The following is a 17369-nucleotide window of genomic DNA, read 5'->3' as shown; positions in this document are numbered from 1 at the left end:
GATGGCCTCGGGCGCATGCTGACCGCGCTGCTCCTCTGCGCCTTGGCGCTGCTCGCCGTGGCGGGGCTCGCCGCGCTCGGCCGCGGCGGGGAGAGGCGCGGCGCCGCCCTCGCGACCGCCGCGGTCTATGGCGGCTGCCTCGCCGTCTCGACCCTGGCCTTCGCCCTTGCCCTCGCCGCGCTGCTCGGCGGCGTCACCTCCGGCCTGACCCTGCCGCTCGGCCTGCCCTGGCTCGGCGCGCACTTCCGCCTCGACGCGCTGTCGGCCGCCTTCCTCGTGCTCGTCAGCCTCGGCGCCGCCGGCGCCAGCTTCTATGCCCTCGGCTACGGCCGGCACGCCGAGGCGCCGCTGCGCGTCCTGCCCTTCTATCCGCTGTTCCTCGCCGGCATGCTGCTGGTGCCGCTGGCCGACGACGCCTACGCCTTCCTGCTCTGCTGGGAGCTGATGTCGCTCGCCTCCTGGGCGCTGGTGCTGGCCGAGCACCGCCCGGCGGAGAACGCCCGCGCCGGCTTCCTCTACATCGTCATGGCGAGCTTCGGCACGCTCGCCCTGCTGCTCGCCTTCGGCCTGCTCGCCGGCCCCGAGGGCCGCTACGCCTTCGCCGCCATGCGCGTCGGCGACCACGCGCCGCTCACCTCCGCCCTGGTGCTCGCGCTCGCCCTCCTCGGCGCCGGCTCCAAGGCGGGGCTCGTGCCGCTGCACGTCTGGCTGCCGCTCGCCCACCCGGCGGCGCCGAGCCACGTCTCGGCGCTGATGAGCGGCGTGATGACCAAGGTCGCGGTCTACGCCTTCATCCGCATCGTCTTCGACCTGCTTGGCGCCCCCGCCTGGTGGTGGAGCGTCCCGGTCCTGACGCTCGGCGCCAGCTCGGCGGTCCTCGGCGTGCTGCACGCGCTGACGGAGGGCGACCTCAAGCGGCTGCTCGCCTACAGCACCATCGAGAACATCGGCGTGGTCTTCATCGGCCTCGGCCTCGCCCTCGCCTTCCGCGCCGATGGCCATCTCGGGGCCGCGGCGCTCGCCCTCGTCGCCGCCCTGTTCCACGCCTTCAACCACACCCTGTTCAAGAGCGCCCTGTTCTACGGCGCCGGCGCGGTGCTCGCCGCCACCCACGGCGAGCGCGACATCGAGCGTCTCGGCGGGCTGATCCACCGCATGCCCGTCTCCTCCGCCGCCGTCCTGGTCGCCGCCATGGCCGCCGCGGCGCTGCCGCCGCTGAACGGCTTCGCCTCCGAGTGGCTCGCCTTCCAGGCCATCCTGGTCAGCCCCGACCTGCCGCAATGGGCGCTGAAATTCCTCATCCCCACGGTGGGGACGCTGCTCGCCCTCGCCGCCGCGCTCGCCGCCTCCTGCTTCCTGCGCGCCTACGGCATCGCCTGGCTCGGCCGCCCGCGCTCGGCCGCCGCGGCGGAGGCCGCGGAGACCGATCGCTTCTCCGGCGCCGCCATGGCGGGCTTCGCCGTGCTCTGCGTGCTGTTCGGCCTGTTCCCCGGCGCGGCCGTCGACGCCCTGGCGCCCGTGACCGAGCGCCTGGTCGGCGCGCGCATGCCGGCCCAGCTCGGCGAGGCCTGGCTCTCGATCGTGCCGATCGCCGACAGCCGCAGCTCCTACAACGGCCTGCTGGTGTTCCTCTTCGTCGTCGCCTCGGCGGTGATCGCGGCGGCGGCGATCCACCGCCTCGCCTCGCGCGCGCTGCGCCGCGCCCCGCCCTGGGACTGCGGCTTCCCGCGCCTCGCGCCCTCCATGCAGTACACCGGCGCGAGCCTCTCCCAGCCGCTGCGCCGCGTCTTCGGCCCCGTCGTCTTCCGCGCGCGCGAGACGGTGGAGATGCCGCCGCCCGGCTCCGTCGCGCCGGCGCGCATCGTCCGGGAGCGCCGGGACCTGGCGTGGGAGTTCCTCTACGCCCCGGTCGGCCGCGCCGTCGGCCGCGCGGCGGAGCTGCTCAACCACCTGCAGTTCCTCACCATCCGGCGCTATCTCGTCTTCGTCTTCCTCTCGCTCGTGCTTCTGCTGCTGGGGCTCGGCCTGTGGTCCTGATCGGCGAGCTCGCCGCCCAGGCGGCGCAGATGCTTCTGGTGCTGCTGGTCGCGCCGCTGCTCACCGGCCTGGTGCGCAAGGTGAAGGCGCGGCTGCAGCGCCGGCGCGGGCCGCCGCTGCTGCAGCCCTACCGCGACCTCCGCCGGCTGATCGGCAAGGAGGTGGTGCTGGCCGAGAACGCCTCCTGGCTGTTCCGCGTCGTTCCCTACCTGGTCTTCTCCGCCACCTGGGTCGCGGCGGCCCTGGTGCCGACCTTCGCCACCGGCCTGCTGTTCAGCTGGACCGGCGACCTGATCGCGATCATCGCCCTGCTCGCCACCGCGCGCTTCCTCCTTCAGCTCGCCGCGCTCGACATCGGCACCAGCTTCGGCGGCATCGGCGCCAGCCGCGAGTCGCTGATCGCCTCGCTGGCCGAGCCGGCGACGATCATGATCGTCTTCACCATCGCGCTGATCGCGGGCTCGACCCAGCTCTCCCACATCGCCGCCTTCATGGGCTCGGAGCAGGTGGGGCTGCGCGTCTCCCTCGCCTTCGCCCTGGTCGCGCTGGTCATCGTCGCCATTGCCGAGAACGCCCGCATCCCGGTGGACAACCCGGCGACCCACCTCGAGCTCACCATGGTGCACGAGGCGATGGTGCTCGAGTACTCCGGCCGCCACCTCGCGATGATCGAGGCCGCGGCCTCGGTGAAGCTGCTGTTCCACCTCTCGCTCATCGCCTGCATCTTCTTCCCCTTCGGGCTGGCGCAGGAGGGCCGGGACCTCCTCGCCTACGCCGCCGGCGCCGGGCTCTGGCTGGCGAAGCTCGCCGCCGGGGGGGTGCTGCTCGCGATGTTCGAGACCTCGATCGCCAAGATGCGGGTCTTCCGCGTCCCCGGCTTCCTCGGCGCGGCGCTGATGCTCGGGCTCCTCGCGACGCTCCTGCTCTTCATCTCGCGGAGCCTCTGAGATGCCGAAGCTCTACTTCGACGTCGCCCACACCCTCGCCGGCTCCCTGGTGCTGCTGAGCTTCGTCATGCTCTACCAGCGGCGCCTCGGCGCGCTGCTCAACGTGCTGGCGCTGCACGCCGCGGTGCTCGCCCTCTCCGTCGCCTGGCAGGCCCACATCCAGGGGGCGCCGCACCTCTACATCACCGCCGCCATCGCCCTCCTGTTCAAGGCGATCGTCGTGCCGATGGCGCTGCGCCGGATGATCGTCCGGCTCGGCATCCACCGCGAGATCGAGACGGTGACCGGCATCGGCCTCTCCATGCTCGCCGGCATCGGGCTGGTCGCCCTCTCGATGGCGGTGATGCTCCCGGTCACCGCCGGCGCGGACCCGGTGGCGCGGGAGGACATCGCGCTCGCCCTCTCGGTGGTGCTGATCGGACTGCTGCTGATGGTGACGCGGCGCAACGCGGTGAGCCAGGTGGTCGGCTTCATGTCGCTCGAGAACGGCATCGTGCTCGCCGCCACCGGCGCCCAGGGGATGCCGCTGGTGGTCGAGATCAGCGTCGCCTTCTCGATCCTGATCGCCTTCATCGTGATCGGCATCTTCCTGTTCCGCATCCGCGAGCGGTTCGACACGGTGGACGTGCAGGCGCTCGACCGCTTCCGGGGAGAGCGCCGGTGATCGGCACCCCCCTCCCGCCGGAGGCCGCCGTCCTCCTCGTGCCGCTGGCGGCGGCGGCGCTGCTCGCGCTGCTGCCGGGCTACCGGCTCTCGGCGCGGATCAACGTCGTCGCCAGCGCGCTCTCGCTGCTCGCCGCGGCGCAGCTCCTCTTCCACCGGCCGGGGGCCGGGGCGCTGCTCTTCGTGGACGACCTCAACGTCGTCTTCATCCTGCTCAACACCCTGGTCGGCTTCACCACCAGCGTCTTCAGCGCGAGCTACATCGGCCACGAGCTGGAGATCGGCCGCCTCACGCGCGGCTACCTCCGCTTCTACCACGCCATGTACCAGCTGATGATGTTCGGGATGAACCTCGCGCTGGTCGCCAACAACATCGGCCTGATCTGGGTCGCGGTCGAGCTCGCCACCCTCACCACCGTCCTCATGGTCGGCATCTACCGCACGCACGAGGCGCTGGAGGCGGCCTGGAAGTACTTCATCCTCGGCAGCGTCGGCATCGCGCTGGCGCTGTTCGGCACCATCCTCGTCTACCTCGCCGCCCAGCCGGTGATCGGCGAGGGGCCGGAGGCGATGGTCTGGACCGCGCTGATCGGGCGCGCCGCGGAGTTCGACCCGGCGCTGCTCAACCTCGCCTTCGTCTTCCTCCTGCTCGGCTACGGCACCAAGGTCGGCCTCGCGCCGCTGCACGCCTGGCTGCCCGACGCGCACGCCGAGGGCCCGACGCCGATCTCGGCGGTGCTCTCGGGCCTCCTGCTCAACGTCGCGCTCTACGCGCTGCTGCGCTTCAAGATGCTGCTCGCGGCCAATCCCGGCGCGATCGCGCCAGGGCCGCTGATGGTCACGCTCGGCCTGGTCTCGCTCGTCTTCGCCGCCTTCATGCTCTACCGCCGGCGCGACATCAAGCGGATGTTCGCCTACTCCTCGATCGAGCACATGGGGATCATCGTCTTCGCCTTCGGCATGGCGGGCCCGCTCGGCAACTTCGCCGGGCTGCTGCACATGACGATGCACAGCCTGACGAAGTCGGCGATCTTCTTCACCGTCGGCCACATCGCCCAGGTCAAGGGCACGCAGCGCATCGCCGAGATCAGGGGCCTGACGGAGAGCCACCCCGTGCTCGGCTGGTCGCTCGTCGCCGGCGTCGCGGCGATCGCCGGCCTGCCGCCCTTCGGCGTCTTCATGAGCGAGTTCCTGGTGGTCAGCTCCACCTTCGCCCGCGCGCCGCTGCTCGCGCTGATCCTCGTCTTCGGCCTGCTGATCGGCTTCGGCGCGCTGCTGCTGCGCGTCACCGGCCTCGCCTTCGGCACGCCGGAAGGGCGCACCGGGCCGGTCCGGGCCTCCAGCCTGCCGATCTTCGCCCATCTCGCGCTGGTGCTCGGCGCCGGCCTCTACCTCCCGCCGGGCGTCGTCGCATGGTTCCAGAACGTGGCGCGGCTGCTGGGATAGGGCGGGGCGCGATGACCGGCACCGTCACCCATCACCGCCCCTGGCCGCGCCGCATGGCGGACGCGCCCGGCTGGGAGCGCGCCGCGGCGCGGCTGGCGGCAGGGGAGGGGACCCTCCTCGCCCTGTGGGGCGAGCCCGATTGCGCGCACATGGCGATCCTCGACGAGGGCGCCGCCTCGCCCGGCATCGAGGTGCTCAGCCTCGCCTGTCCGGATGGCCGCTTCCCCTCGGTCGGCCGCGTGCACGCCCCGGCGATCCGCCTCGAGCGCGCGATGCGCGACCTGTTCGGCCTCGAGCCCGTGGGCCTGCCGGACGCGCGGCCCTGGCCCGACCACGGCCGCTGGGGCGTCGCCGCGCCGCTCTCCGCCAGCCCGCGGCCGGCGCCGGACGAGGCCCCCGCCTACCCCTTCCTTCCCGTCGAGGGCGAGGACCTGCACGAGGTCCCGGTCGGCCCCGTCCACGCCGGCATCATCGAGCCCGGCCATTTCCGCTTCACCTGCGACGGCGAGACGGTGGTGCGCCTGGAGGAGCGCCTCGGCTACGTCCACAAGGGCATCGAGGGCCTGATGCGCGGCGCCGAGCTCGACCGCGCCGCGCGGCTTGCCGCCCGCACCTCCGGCGATTCCACCGTCGCCTACGGCATCGCCTTCGCCCGCGCCGCCGAGGCCGCGCTCGGCATCGAGCCGCCGCCCCGCGCCGTCTGGCTGCGCGCCCTGATGGCCGAGCTGGAGCGCCTCGCCAACCACCTCGGCGACGTCGGCGCCATCTGCAACGACGCCTCGTTCGCGCTGATGCATGCGCACTGCGGCATCCTGCGCGAGCGGGTGCTGCGCGCCGCCATGACCTGCTTCGGCCACCGGCTGATGATGGACCGCGTCGTCCCCGGCGGCGTCGCCTGCAACCTCGACGCCGCGGGCATCGCCGCGCTGCGCGCGCTCGTCGCCGAGATCGGCGCGCGCTTCCCGCGCCTGGCCGATCTCTACGACCGCACCGCCTCGCTGCTCGACCGCACCGTCGCCACCGGCATCGTGCGGCCCGACCTCGCGCGCCGCTTCGGCGCCGGCGGCCATGTCGGGCGCGCCTCCGGCCGCGCCTTCGACTCGCGCCGCGCGCTCGGCGGCTATCCGCCCTACGATGCGCTCCGCTTCGAGGTCCCGGTGCTGGAGGAGGGCGACGTCAACGCCCGCGTCTGGATCCGCATCCGCGAGATCGGGCAGAGCCTCGCCCTCGTCGCCCAGATCCTCGACCGGCTGCCGGACGGCCCCGTCCGCGTCCCGGTCGCGCCCGCCAGGGGCGAGGTGCGCGAGGGGATGGCCCTCGCCGAAGCCTTCCGCGGCGAGGTGTTCGCCTGGCTGCGCCTCGACGCCGGCGGCCGCGTCGCGCGCTGCCACCTGCGCGACCCCTCCTGGTTCCAGTGGCCGCTGCTGGAGGCGGCGATCGAGGACAACATCATCGCCGACTTCCCGCTCTGCAACAAATCCTTCAACTGCTCCTACTCGGGCCACGACCTCTGAGGAGGGACCGATGCCGATGCGCAAGACCTTCCTCGAGGGCCTGCTCCACCGGCCTGTCACCGATCCGCCGCCGGCGCTCGACGACCCCGAGCTCGCCGAGCTCGGCCGGAAGCTCGACGCGGCGGCGCGCCGGCGCCTCGGCCGCGGCCTCGCCATCCGCGAGGTGGACGCCGGCTCCTGCAACGGCTGCGAGCTGGAGATCCACGCCCTCAACAACGCCTTCCACGACCTCGAGCGCTTCGGCCTGCGCTTCGTGGCGAGCCCGCGCCACGCCGACGTGCTGCTCGTCACCGGCCCGGTGACGAAGAACATGCGCGAGGCGCTGGAGCGCACCTGGCGCGCCACGCCCGACCCGAAATGGGTCGTCGCGGCCGGCGACTGCGCGATCAACGGCGGGCCGTTCGCCGGCAGCTACGCCTGCGTCGGCGGCGTCGCCGCGGTCGTGCCGGTGGACCTGCACATCCGCGGCTGCCCGCCGACGCCGACGCAGCTGCTCAAGGGCCTGCTCACCCTGATCGAGGCGCCCTGAGCGCGGGCGCGCCGCCGGGCGGTCAGTAGGAGAAGGGCAGCCGCAGCGTCGCCCCGGGGGCGGGCTGGTCGAACAGGCGGTCCTGCTGGCGCTGGAAGGGGTCGCCCTCGAAGGTGCCGCCGCGGGTCGTGCCGCGCGGCACGATGAGGGTCGGGCTGAGACGGGGCCGCTCCGCGGTTCCGGTGCCGCGCGGCGCCTGGAGGTCGCGATCGGGGACCGGCGCGCGCTCGTCACGGGACGCGGAGGCAGGCGGCGGGTCCCGCGGGGTGCCGGGCGCGAGGCGCATCCGCGGCGGCCGTTCGCCGGCCGGGTGCGGCGCGACCGCGGCGTCCTGCACGCAGCCGCCGGCCGCGAGCATCGTGCCGCACACCGCCAGCCGCGCCAGCGCCGCGCGTCGCCACGGCACGGCGCGCGCGCCGATCAGAGGCCCAGCGGTCCGGCCTCCGGCCCGCCGGCCTCGTCCGGGTTCAGCGCCGCCGCCGGCAACGGGCCTGTCGCCGTCGCGCGCCAAGCCCGCAGGGCCCAGTGCACGGTCGGGAAGGCGATCTGCTGCCACGGGATCTCCTCCCAGGCGAAGAGCCTCGTCTCCAGGCTCTCCGGTCCCGGCGCGAAGCCCGGCCTGGCGAAACGCGCGCGGAAGATCACCTGCACCTGGCCGATCCGTGCGATCGAGTACACCGCGAGGACTCCGTCGAGCGCGATCCGCGCCTGCGCCTCCTCCCACGCCTCGCGCCGCGCGCCCTCCGGGGCGGTCTCGCCCATCTCCAGGTAGCCGGCAGGCAGGGTCCAGAATCCGGCGCGCGGCTCGATCGCGCGGCGACAGAGCAGCACGCGGCCGTCTTCGGCGGCGACGACGCTGCCGACCACGACCTTGGGGTTCTCGTAGGCGATGAAGCCGCAATCCGGGCAGGTCAGGCGCTCGCGGTTGTCGCCTTCGGGGATGCGGCGGACGAAGCGCGGATCGGCGGACATGGGCAGGAGCCTGCCGGCTGCAGGCGCCGCCGGCAAGGCGGAAGCCGCGCGGCGCGGACCGGCGCCACCGGATCGTGACCCCGGCCGGCCGTGCGCTGGCATCGCCGGCGGCGCGGGGCGGACCGTGTCATGCACCGAGGCCGGAGTCGGCCAGCCGGGCTCCCGCCCGGCCCCTCGCTCCCCTCCCGCGGGCGAGGCGGCATCGCCCGTCGCGGCAACGGCCGGACCCCGGCCGAAGCGGGCCTGCCCCGCGTCGGGCCGGAGACGCGGCGAGCGGCCGCAGGCCCCTCAGGTCAGCATTGCAATCGTCTGACGTTTTCGTAACCCTGGCCTCGCCGGGAGGCTCGCGACACGTCTCGGAGAGGGCGGCGCGCGACAGGGAGGAATGAACCCATGACGGATGGCTCCGAGAGCCGGCGCGGCTCCGATCTTCCGTGGATCGGCGTGTTCATCGCGCTCTGCGTGTTCCTGGTGTTTGCGCTTTCCTACGGCCTGAAGATCTGACGAATCGCGGGAAGCGGTGGCGCCGCCGCTGCGGCCGCCGTCGCTTCGCGCATCTCAGCCGCCGGGCGGCTCCGCCTGGCGCACGACGCCGCCGGCGGCGAGGCCGGCGATCTCGTCCTCGCCATAGCCCAGCTCGCGCAGGATCGCCGCGGTGTGCTCGCCGAGGCGGGGCGCGGGGAGGCGGATGCGCGCCGGCGTCGCGCCGAAGCGCGTCGGCGGACGGACCTGGCGGATCGGCCCCTCGCTCGGGTGCTCCGAGCGCTCGAACAGGCCGACCGCCTTCAGGTGCGGGTGCTCCGGCAGGTCGTCGAGCGCGGTGATGGCGGTGGCCGGGATGTCGAGCGCCTCGCACAGCGCGAGCCACTCGGCGGAGGGGCGCTGCACCGTGATCGCGGCGAGCTCGCGGTAGATCTCCTGGATGTTGGCGTTGCGCGTGTGCCGGTCGGCGACGCCGAGGCGCTCGCCCACCTCCTCGCGCCCGACGGCGCGGAAGAAGGCGCGCCAGTGGTCGCCCGTGTAGGGCAGCAGCGCGATGAAGCCGTCGGCCGTCGGCATCGGCCGCCGCCCGCCGGCGGTGACGCGCTGGTAGCCGGCGGGCGCCGGCGCGGGCTCGAAGGTCAGGCCGCCCATGTGCTCGGCGAGCACGAAGGCGGTCATGGTCTCGAGCATCGGCACCTCGACGCACTGCCCGCGACCCGACCGCTCGCGGAAGAGCAGCGCCGCGAGGACGGCGTTGACCACCGCCATGCCGGTGGTCTTGTCGGCGATCAGGCTCGGCACGTAGTCGGGCCGCTCGCGCCCGGCGCTGACCAGCGCGGCGAGGCCGCAGCCGGCCTGGATCACGTCGTCGAAGGCGGGGCGGCCGGCATAGGGGCCGTCCTCCCCGTAGCCGGTCGCGGCGCAGTAGACCAGGCGCGGGTTGATCGCGGCGCAGGCCTCGTAGGCGAAGCCGAGGCGGGCGATCGCCCGCGGGCGCATGTTGTGCACCAGCACGTCGGCGGTGGCGACCAGCCGGCGCAGCACCGCCGCCCCCTCCGGCCGCTTCAGGTCGAGCGCGAGCGAGCGCTTGTTGCGGTTGAGCGCGAGGAAGATCGAGCCCATGCCGCGGTGCAGCGAGACGCCGTTGCTGCGGATCATGTCGCCGCCCTCGGGCGCCTCGACCTTGATCACGTCGGCGCCGTAGTCGCCGAGGATCTGCGTCGCCAGCGGCCCGAGCACGACCGAGGTGAGGTCCACCACGCGGATGCCGGCGAGCGGGCCCTCGGCCGGCCCGCCCGCGCTCGCCCCGGCGACCTCAGCCATGCGCCTTCAGCACGCGCCGGGCGATCGCCATGCGGTGCACCTCGGACGGTCCCTCGTAGATGCGCATCACGCGCACCTGCTGGGCGAGGAGCTGCAGCGGCAGCTCCTTGGTCATGCCCATCGCGCCGAAGCACTGCATGGCGTTGTCCACCACGCTCTGCGCCATCTCGGTGCCGAAGACCTTGATCATCGAGGCCTCGTTGCGCACGTCGGCGCCGGCGTCGAGCTTGGCGGCGGCGTCGCGCACCATCAGGCGGCAGATGTGGATGCGCGTCGCCGCGTCGGCGATCCACCACTGGATCGCCTGGCGGTCGGCGAGCTTCACGCCGAAGGTGACGCGCTGCTTCGCGTGCTCGCACATCATGGCGAGCGCGCGGCGCGCGATGCCGGTGCAGCGCGCCCCCATCTGCAGCCGGCGGACGTTGAGGCGGAGCTGCATCGGCGCGTAGCCCTTGCCCAGCTCGCCGAGGACGCGGCTCTCCGGCACGCGGCAGTCCTCGAACACCAGCTCGTAGGTGCGCCGGCCGCCGATCATCGCGATCTCGCGCTCGATGATGAAGCCCTTCTGGTCGCGCTCGACGATGAAGGCGGTCATGCCTTCCTCGCGCTTGCCCTCGCCGGTGCGGGCCATGACGATGACGAAGTCGGCGCGCGGCACGCCGCTGACCCAGATCTTGCGGCCGTTGATCACCCAGTCGGAGCCGTCCTTCACCGCGCGCGTGGTCATCCCCGCCGGGTCGCCGCCGGCGCCGGGCTCGGAGATGGCGATGGAGGAGCGCGCCTCGCCGGTGGCGTAGGGGCGGAGGTACTTCTCGCGCTGCTCCGCGTTCGCCACGGCGAGCAGCATGTGCAGGTTCGGGCTGTCGGGCGGGAAGACGAAGGGCGTGACGGTGCGGCCCATCTCCTCCTCGATCGCCATCAGCGCGGCGAGCGGCAGGTCGGCGCCGCCGAACTCCTCCGGCACGTCGAGGCCCCAGAGGCCGAGCTCCTTGCACTTGGCGAGCAGCGGACCCTCCTCCTCCGGCGTCAGGGCGTAGCGCTCGCCCCGCGCCTCGCGCGCCAGCACCGCGGGCTCGAGCGGCATCAGGTCGCGCTCGACGAACCGGACCACCAGGTCGCGGACCATGCGGTGCTCCTCGGCGAGGTCGGCGCCCGCGCCGGGTTCGATGATCGTGCTCATCCGAATTCCGTCCTCACGATGTCCGGCCGAGCGGGCGCGAGTTCGCCGCTCGGCGCGCCGCGGCGACTGCTGCGCGGGCGACGGTGCGGATGCTAGCCAGCGCTTGCGGCACGGTAAAGCTGCGCCCCCCGCGGCGGCGCGGGCGGATCGCCCGTCCGGGCCGAAGCTCCCGCCCCGGCTTGACAGCCGCGGCTGCGGGTCGCGCAATGATCGCGTTATGGGTCGGCGCAAAGCACGTCGCACCGCACCGGGAGGGAACCGATGAAGCGCCAGTCCTTGCTGCGGGGGGCTCTCGCGCTCCCCGGGCTCGCCGCTGCCGCCGGCGCGGCGCGAGCCGAGGAGTACCCGTCGGGGCCGATACGCATCGTCGTGCCCTACGCCGCCGGCGGCATCGCCGATGTGCTCGCGCGCCTGGTCGGCGCGCGGCTCGAGGCCAACTGGCGCAATCCCGTGGTGGTGGAGAACCGGCCGGGCGCGAACGGCACCATCGCGCAGCAGTTCGTCGCCCGCGCGCGGCCCGATGGCCACACCCTGCTGCTCGGCAACACCGGGACGCAGGTGGTCAACCGGTTCCTCTACCGTAACCTGCCCTTCGACCTCGAGAAGGACTTCCAGCCGATCGGCCTGATCGCTTCCACGCCGATGCTGCTCGTCGTCGCGCCGTCGCATCCGGCGAACAGCGTGGCGGAGCTTGTCGCGATGGCGCGGGCCGCCCCGGGGCGGATGAATTTCGGCTCGGCCGGCAACGGCTCCGCCTCGCACCTGGCGCTGGCGATGCTCGCGAGCAAGGCGGGGATCGAGATCGCGCACATCCCCTACCGCGGCACCTCGGCGATCCTGCCCGATCTCGTCGGCGGCCGGCTGCAGGCCTATTTCGACGTGCCGATCACGGCGCTGGGGCCGATCCGCGCCGGCACGATCAAGCCACTCGGCATCGCCAGCCTGCAGCGCCAGCCCGCCCTCCCGGACGTGCCGGCGATCGCCGAGACGATCCCGGGCTTCGAGATCGCCTCCTGGCTCGGCCTCTTCGCCCCCGCGGGCCTGCCGCCCGAGCGGACGCAGAAGCTCAACCGCGAGCTGCGCGCGATCCTCGCCGAGCCGGACTTCCGCCGACAGCTCGTCGAGCAGGGCAACGAGGTGCTGCCCAACACGCCGGAGGAATTCGACGCCTTCATCCGCCGCGAGGCCACCCGCATCGCCGAGGTGGTCGCCGCGGCCGGGATCCGCGCTGAATAGCGCGGCGTTCCGCGACCGCCGCCCCAGCCACGAAAGGACCGCACGCCATGGCCAAGATCCGCCACATCGCGATCGCCACCCAGGACCCCGACAAGGCGGTGGAGTTCTACAAGTCCGCCTTCGGCTTCCGCGAGCTGAGGAAGCTCGACAACGAGCGGGCCCGCGGCTACTTCCTGACCGACGGCTCGATCAACATTGCTCTGCTGAAGTTCAAGACCGACCAGCTCGGCAAGGGCCTGGACTACGTCGGCCTGCACCATTTCGGCGTCTACACGGAGGACGCCGACGGCTGCGTCGAGAAGGTGCTGGCGATGGGCGGCGAGCCCTATGTGGACGAAATGGAGCTGACGCCGGTGGACGACGGTAAGTACCGCCGCCCGGACAAGTTCCGCGGCCACGAGGGCATCATCTTCGATGTCGCCGACAAGCCCTGGCCGGGCACGGAGGAATACGACAGGGCCTGAAACCGGCGTGCCCGCTGCGGCTTGACCTGCCGCAACCGTGAGCGGGCGCGGCCGGGCAGTCTGACGTCGCGCCGTCGTCATCCCGGCCGGGCGCGGCGGAGGAGTGCATGACGTGATCCGAGCGGGCGATGCGATCCTGGTGCTGAACGCCGGGTCGTCCTCGATCAAGTTCGAGCTGTTCGAGGCGACGGCCGCCGGCCCGGCCTCGCGCTTCACCGGCCAGGTCGAGGGCATCGGCGCGGCGATGCCGCATTTCGTCGCGCGGGGCGCCGACGACGCCGTGCTCGCCGACCGCAGCTGGCCGGCCGGCGGCGCGGCGGCCGGCGCGCCGGCGGACCACGCCGCCGCGCTCGGCGTCATCATCGCCTGGCTGGACGGCCTGCCCGCGCCGCGGCCGGCGGTCGCCGCCGTGGGCCACCGCGTCGTGCACGGCGGCCCCGACTTCGCCGCCCCCGTCCTGCTGGACGCGGCGGTGATCGCGCGGCTGCGCGCCCTCGTGCCGCTGGCGCCGCTCCATCAGCCGCACAACCTCGCCGGCATCGAGGCCGCGGCGGCGCATTTCCCCGGCGTGCCGCAGATCGCCTGCTTCGACACCGCCTTCCACCGCGGCCACCCGTGGGAGGCCGACACCTTCGGCCTGCCGCCGGAATTCCACGCCCGCGGCATCCGCCGCTACGGCTTCCACGGCCTGTCCTACGAGTACATCGCCCGGCGGATCGCGCGCGAGGACCCCGCGCTCGGCCAGGGGAGGCTGGTGGTCGCGCATCTCGGCAACGGCGCGAGCCTCTGCGCCATCCGCGCCGGGCGCAGCGTGGACAGCACGATGGGCTTCACCGCGCTCGACGGCCTGCCGATGGGCACGCGCTGCGGCCAGATAGACCCGGGCGTGCTGCTGCACCTGATCGAGGCCGAGGGCTGGGACACGGCGCGGCTCAGGCGCCTGCTCTACCACGAGAGCGGCCTCAAGGGCATGTCCGGGCTGAGCCAGGACGTGCGCGTCCTCGAGGCGAGCGGCCGGCCGGAGGCGGCGCGCGCGCTCTCCTACTTCTGCTGGCGCGCGCGGCGCGAGATCGGCGCGATGGCGGCGGCGCTCGGCGGGCTGGACGCGCTGGTCTTCACCGCCGGCATCGGCGAGCACGCCGCCGGGGTGCGCGCCCGGATCTGCGAGCGGCTGGATTTCCTCGGCGTCACGCTCGATCCGGCGCGCAACGCGGCGCACGCGCCGGAGATCTCGGTGCCGGGCGCGCGGGTGCGCGTGCTGGTGCGCGCGACCGACGAGGAGCGGATGATCGCCGAGCACGTGATCGCGCTGCTCGGCATGGCCTAGGCCTGCGCCGCGAGCCAGGCGGCGAAGGTCGCCGCGGCGGCCATCAGGTCGTCCACCTCCATCGCCTCGCGCGGGTTGTGGCTGCCGTTCGTGTTGCGCACCAGCAGCAGCCCGGTCGGGATGCCGGCGGCGGCGAAGTTCGCCGCGTCGTGCGAGGCCGGGCTGCCGAGCGGCATGGTCGCCACCCCCATCCGCGCCGCGGCCTCGGCGAGCTGCGCGCGCAGCGCCGCGTCGCACGGCCCGACCGGGGCGGCGCTGCGCGGGCCGAGCGCGATGCTCACGCGGCAGCGCGCCGCCACCTCCGCCACGATCGCGTGCAGCCTCCGCTCCAGCGCCGCGAGGTGCGCCGGGTCGTAGGCGCGCAGGTCGAGGCTCAGCGCGAAGCTACCCGAAACCTTGGTCAGCTCGTGCGTCTCCACCGGCGTGTGGAACCGGCCGATGGTGAAGGCCATGGCGCGCCCGGCCGCCTCCTCCTCGCGCCAGAGCGCGTCGAGGGCGGTGAACAGCTCCGCCCCGGCGAGCGCCGCGTCGCGGCGGAAGCGGCGCGGCAGGCCGACATGCGCGTCCTCGCCCGCGATGCGGATCGCGGCGTGGCGGAGGTTGCCGGGGATCCCGGTGGCGATGGCGAGCGGCAGGCCGGCTTCGGCCAGGCTCGGCGCCTGCTCGATATGCGCCTCGAGGAAGCAGCGCACGGCGCCGGGCGGGATCAGCGGCGCGCCGGGCGCGATCGCCTCCGGCGCGCCGCCGCTGCGGCGGATGTGGGCGGCGAGCGTCTCCCCCGTGTCCGCCCGCCGCGCCTCCAGCGCCTCGCGCGGCAGCAGGCCGAGCGCGGCGCGGCTGCCGATCAGGCCGAGGCCGAACCACACCGCCTCCTCGCAGCGGAAGGCCATCGCCGTGACGTCGGCGCGCGGCGCGAAGCCCGTCCCGCGCAGCGCGGCGATCGCGGCGAGCGCCGCCACCACCCCGGCCGCGCCGTCGAAATTCCCGCCGTGCCGCACGGAATCGAGGTGCGAGCCGAGCATCACCCGCGGCGCCGCGCGGTCGGCGCCCGGCCAGGTCATCGCCAGGTTCGCCGCCGCGTCGCGCGCGACCTCCAGCCCGAGATCGCGCGCCATCCCGGCCACCAGCGCGTGCGCCGCGTCCTCGCGCTCGCCGTAGGCGTGGCGCGTGATGCCGGGCGGGTCGCGCCCGATCTCCGCCAGCCGGTCGAGCAGGCCGGCGACCAGCCCGCGCTGCGCCGCGACCGCGGCGGCGAGGCTCACGCGCCGGCCTCCCGCAGCACCTCCTCCGTGTGCTCGCCGAGGCCCGGCGCGGGCACGCTCCACGGCCCGATCCCGGGCAGCGCCGGGAAGGGCAGGGTGCCGAGCCCGGGCTGCTCCAGCGGCACCGCCGCGCCCACCGCGCGCACATGCGGATCGGCGAGGAAGTCGAGCGGCGTGTTCACCCGGTCCACCAGCATCCGCGCGGCGTGGAAGCGGGCGATCCAGTCCTCCCGGTCGCGCCGCAGGAACGCCTCGCGGATGATCGGCACCAGCGCCTCGCGGTTGCGCGCGCGATCGGGATAGGTGGCGAAGCGCGGCTCCCGGGAGAGGTCCGGCAGCTCCAGGATGCGGCACATCTCCACGAACTCCGCCTCGCGCACCAGGCCGATGATCAGCCAGCCGCCGCAGCGGCACCGGTAGGTGCCGGCGGGCGCGTTCGGCACCGGCGGCACCTCGCCGAGCAGCCCGTGCTCGGCGATGTTGAGGGCGAGGAACGCCGCCGCCGACTGCATCAGCGACACGTCGAGCACGCGCGGCCTCGGCGGCGCGCCCGCCGCCCGGTCCCGCGCCTGCGCGGCGAGCGCCGCCTGCACCGCGGCGAAGGCCGAGAGGCCGGTGACCACGTCCACCGTCATGATCGGCCCGGTGCGGTGCGGCGCGCCGTCCATGCCCTCGTTCATCGCCGCGAGGCCGGTGAAGGCCTGGCCGACGCTGTCGGTGCAGGGCCGCTCGGCGTAGGGCCCGCTCTGCCCGAAGCCGCTGATCGAGAGGAACACCACGTCCGGCTTGCCCGCCTCCGGCACGATGCCGAGGCGCCGGGCCACGCCGGGGCGGAACGCCTCCAGCATCACGTCGGCGCGCGCGGCGAGCCTGGCGAAGCGGGCGCGCCCCGCCTCGGTCTGCAGGTCGAGCACGACGCTGCGCTTGCCGCGGTTGAAGGCGGTGTGCATGACGCTGTGCTGCCCGGCCCGCGTGGTGAGCCCGCGCGACCAGTCGCCCGCGGGCGGCTCCACCTTGATGACGTCGGCGCCGCAGGCGGCGAGCAGCGTGGCGCAATAGGGTCCGGCGATGCCCTGGCTGGCATCGAGGACGACCAGGCCCTCATACGGCTTCGGCGGCATGCGTGCGTTTCCCTCCGCGGCGTCCGCCCCCATCCTGGCATCAGGACGACGATAGGGAAGGGAGGATCGCATGGCGCCGCCGCTCGCGGGCCGCACCCTCGTCGCGGCGCTCGCCGCCGCGCCGGGCGGCGCCGGCGGCGCGCGCGACAGCGCGGCGCCCTTCGACGAGGGGCTGCGCGGCCCCGCCGATGGCGGCGCGACGCTCGCCCGCGGCCGCGCCGCGGGGGCCATCCCGCGGCGCGGCGCCGAGCCCGGCCGGTCCCCCGGCGAGGGCCGCCACGCGCAGGCGCCGCGCGTGCCGGCGCTCCGGTGCCGGCCGCCCGGCCGGCGGCGGCAGGGCGCGCCGCGGCCCGCGGTGCATCCGCGCTTCCCGTTCGATCAATTCCGCGCGGCCATGGCCGGGCTTCGCCGCTGCCGCGCCTCCGGCCACGCCGTCCTGCCGCCCCTCGTCGCCTGAAGCCGGTCCTCGCTCCCCCTCCGCCCGAGGGCGTAGCATCGCCGCGGCCACCACCTGCGAAGGAGGCGTGCGATGGCGCATTACGTGATGCTGCTGAACTGGACCGACCAGGGCATGCGCGCCGTCTCCGAATCTCCCCGCCGGCTCGACGCCGCCCGCAAGGCGCTGGAGGAGATGGGCGGGCGCATCGGCTCGGTGCTGATGACGATGGGACAGTACGACCTGGTGCTCCTCTACGAGGCGCCCGACGACGCCGTGGCGGCGCGCTTCACGCTGATGCTCGGCCAACAGGGGAACGTCCGCACGCAGTCGCTCAAGGCGTTCCCGGAGGAGGCCTACCGCGAGATCATCGCGTCGCTGGGCTAGACGCTCCGTCGGCGCCGGCGCGACGCCGCGCGTGTGCGCCGG

17 protein-coding genes are annotated in these 17369 nt (G+C 74.3%); 11 read left to right on the top strand and 6 right to left on the bottom strand.

Going from position 1 to position 17369, the window contains the following annotated elements; all coding sequences use genetic code 11:
* Positions 1 to 15 precede the first annotated feature (15 nt).
* Genes hyfB through IEX99_RS01660 form a run of 6 tightly spaced genes read left to right on the top strand, consistent with a single transcriptional unit; the run spans position 16 to position 7136 of the window.
* The gene (gene hyfB, locus IEX99_RS01685; protein WP_188897761.1) at positions 16 to 2037 is read left to right on the top strand and encodes a hydrogenase 4 subunit B; all 2022 of its coding nucleotides are present in this window, start codon (positions 16 to 18) and stop codon (positions 2035 to 2037) included.
* Positions 2028 to 2984 (top strand): respiratory chain complex I subunit 1 family protein, encoded by a 957-nt coding sequence (locus IEX99_RS01680; RefSeq protein ID WP_188897758.1) that lies wholly within the window; start codon positions 2028 to 2030, stop codon positions 2982 to 2984. The genes hyfB and IEX99_RS01680 overlap by 10 nt, the downstream gene beginning before the upstream one ends.
* 1 nt (position 2985) lies before the next feature.
* The gene (locus IEX99_RS01675; protein ID WP_188897756.1) at positions 2986 to 3648 is read left to right on the top strand and encodes a hydrogenase-4 component E; all 663 of its coding nucleotides are present in this window, start codon (positions 2986 to 2988) and stop codon (positions 3646 to 3648) included.
* Positions 3645 to 5093 (top strand): hydrogenase 4 subunit F, encoded by a 1449-nt coding sequence (locus tag IEX99_RS01670; protein ID WP_373285138.1) that lies wholly within the window; start codon positions 3645 to 3647, stop codon positions 5091 to 5093. The genes IEX99_RS01675 and IEX99_RS01670 overlap by 4 nt, the downstream gene beginning before the upstream one ends.
* Positions 5094 to 5104: 11 nt before the next feature.
* Complete coding sequence (locus tag IEX99_RS01665) at positions 5105 to 6607, top strand: hydrogenase large subunit (protein WP_188897754.1); 1503 nt, start codon at positions 5105 to 5107, stop codon at positions 6605 to 6607.
* Positions 6608 to 6617: 10 nt separating this feature from the next.
* Positions 6618 to 7136, top strand: a complete 519-nt coding sequence (locus IEX99_RS01660) for an NADH-quinone oxidoreductase subunit B family protein (RefSeq protein WP_456304516.1) — start codon at positions 6618 to 6620, stop codon at positions 7134 to 7136.
* A 22-nt stretch (positions 7137 to 7158) separates the two neighbouring features.
* On the opposite strand, the gene IEX99_RS01655 is transcribed toward IEX99_RS01660, so the two are convergent.
* From IEX99_RS01655 to IEX99_RS01640, 4 genes are all read right to left on the bottom strand, one after another.
* Positions 7159 to 7542 carry a hypothetical protein gene (locus IEX99_RS01655; RefSeq protein WP_188897752.1) on the bottom strand — a complete coding sequence of 128 codons (384 nt, stop codon included), beginning with the start codon at positions 7540 to 7542 and terminating at the stop codon, positions 7159 to 7161.
* A 14-nt stretch (positions 7543 to 7556) separates the two neighbouring features.
* The gene (locus IEX99_RS01650) at positions 7557 to 8108 is read right to left on the bottom strand and encodes an NUDIX hydrolase (protein ID WP_188897750.1); all 552 of its coding nucleotides are present in this window, start codon (positions 8106 to 8108) and stop codon (positions 7557 to 7559) included.
* Between the two features lie 558 nt (positions 8109 to 8666).
* Positions 8667 to 9914 (bottom strand): CaiB/BaiF CoA transferase family protein, encoded by a 1248-nt coding sequence (locus tag IEX99_RS01645; RefSeq protein ID WP_188897748.1) that lies wholly within the window; start codon positions 9912 to 9914, stop codon positions 8667 to 8669.
* Complete coding sequence (locus IEX99_RS01640; RefSeq protein WP_188897746.1) at positions 9907 to 11094, bottom strand: acyl-CoA dehydrogenase family protein; 1188 nt, start codon at positions 11092 to 11094, stop codon at positions 9907 to 9909. The genes IEX99_RS01645 and IEX99_RS01640 overlap by 8 nt, the downstream gene beginning before the upstream one ends.
* Before the next feature lie 261 nt (positions 11095 to 11355).
* Here IEX99_RS01640 and IEX99_RS01635 point away from each other — a divergent pair, with 261 nt between their 5' ends.
* From IEX99_RS01635 to IEX99_RS01625, 3 genes are all read left to right on the top strand, one after another.
* On the top strand, positions 11356 to 12330 hold the full coding sequence (locus tag IEX99_RS01635; protein ID WP_188897743.1) for a Bug family tripartite tricarboxylate transporter substrate binding protein: 975 nt from the start codon (positions 11356 to 11358) through the stop codon (positions 12328 to 12330).
* A gap of 47 nt (positions 12331 to 12377) precedes the next feature.
* Positions 12378 to 12794 (top strand): VOC family protein, encoded by a 417-nt coding sequence (locus IEX99_RS01630; protein ID WP_188897741.1) that lies wholly within the window; start codon positions 12378 to 12380, stop codon positions 12792 to 12794.
* Between the two features lie 112 nt (positions 12795 to 12906).
* Complete coding sequence (locus IEX99_RS01625) at positions 12907 to 14121, top strand: acetate/propionate family kinase (protein ID WP_229677739.1); 1215 nt, start codon at positions 12907 to 12909, stop codon at positions 14119 to 14121.
* Here IEX99_RS01625 and IEX99_RS01620 read toward each other — a convergent pair.
* Both IEX99_RS01620 and IEX99_RS01615 read right to left on the bottom strand, forming a co-directional pair.
* Positions 14118 to 15383, bottom strand: coding sequence for a hydantoinase/carbamoylase family amidase (locus IEX99_RS01620; RefSeq protein ID WP_188897739.1), 1266 nt, complete (start codon positions 15381 to 15383; stop codon positions 14118 to 14120). The genes IEX99_RS01625 and IEX99_RS01620 overlap by 4 nt on opposite strands.
* Entirely contained in the window at positions 15380 to 16504 is a 1125-nt protein-coding gene (locus tag IEX99_RS01615) for a CaiB/BaiF CoA transferase family protein (RefSeq protein WP_188897737.1), read from the bottom strand. Before IEX99_RS01615 ends, IEX99_RS01620 begins: the two co-directional genes overlap by 4 nt.
* Before the next feature lie 70 nt (positions 16505 to 16574).
* Here IEX99_RS01615 and IEX99_RS01610 point away from each other — a divergent pair, with 70 nt between their 5' ends.
* Positions 16575 to 16961, top strand: a complete 387-nt coding sequence (locus IEX99_RS01610) for a hypothetical protein (RefSeq protein ID WP_188897735.1) — start codon at positions 16575 to 16577, stop codon at positions 16959 to 16961.
* Between the two features lie 72 nt (positions 16962 to 17033).
* Positions 17034 to 17327, top strand: coding sequence for a GYD domain-containing protein (locus IEX99_RS01605; protein WP_188897732.1), 294 nt, complete (start codon positions 17034 to 17036; stop codon positions 17325 to 17327).
* Positions 17328 to 17369: the final 42 nt, after the last annotated feature.

This window comes from Caldovatus sediminis (assembly GCF_014644455.1).
Classification (GTDB): Bacteria; Pseudomonadota; Alphaproteobacteria; order Acetobacterales; family Acetobacteraceae; genus Caldovatus; species Caldovatus sediminis.
Note: the sequence above shows the minus strand (reverse complement) of the source record. Positions and strands in the feature narration are given on the sequence as shown.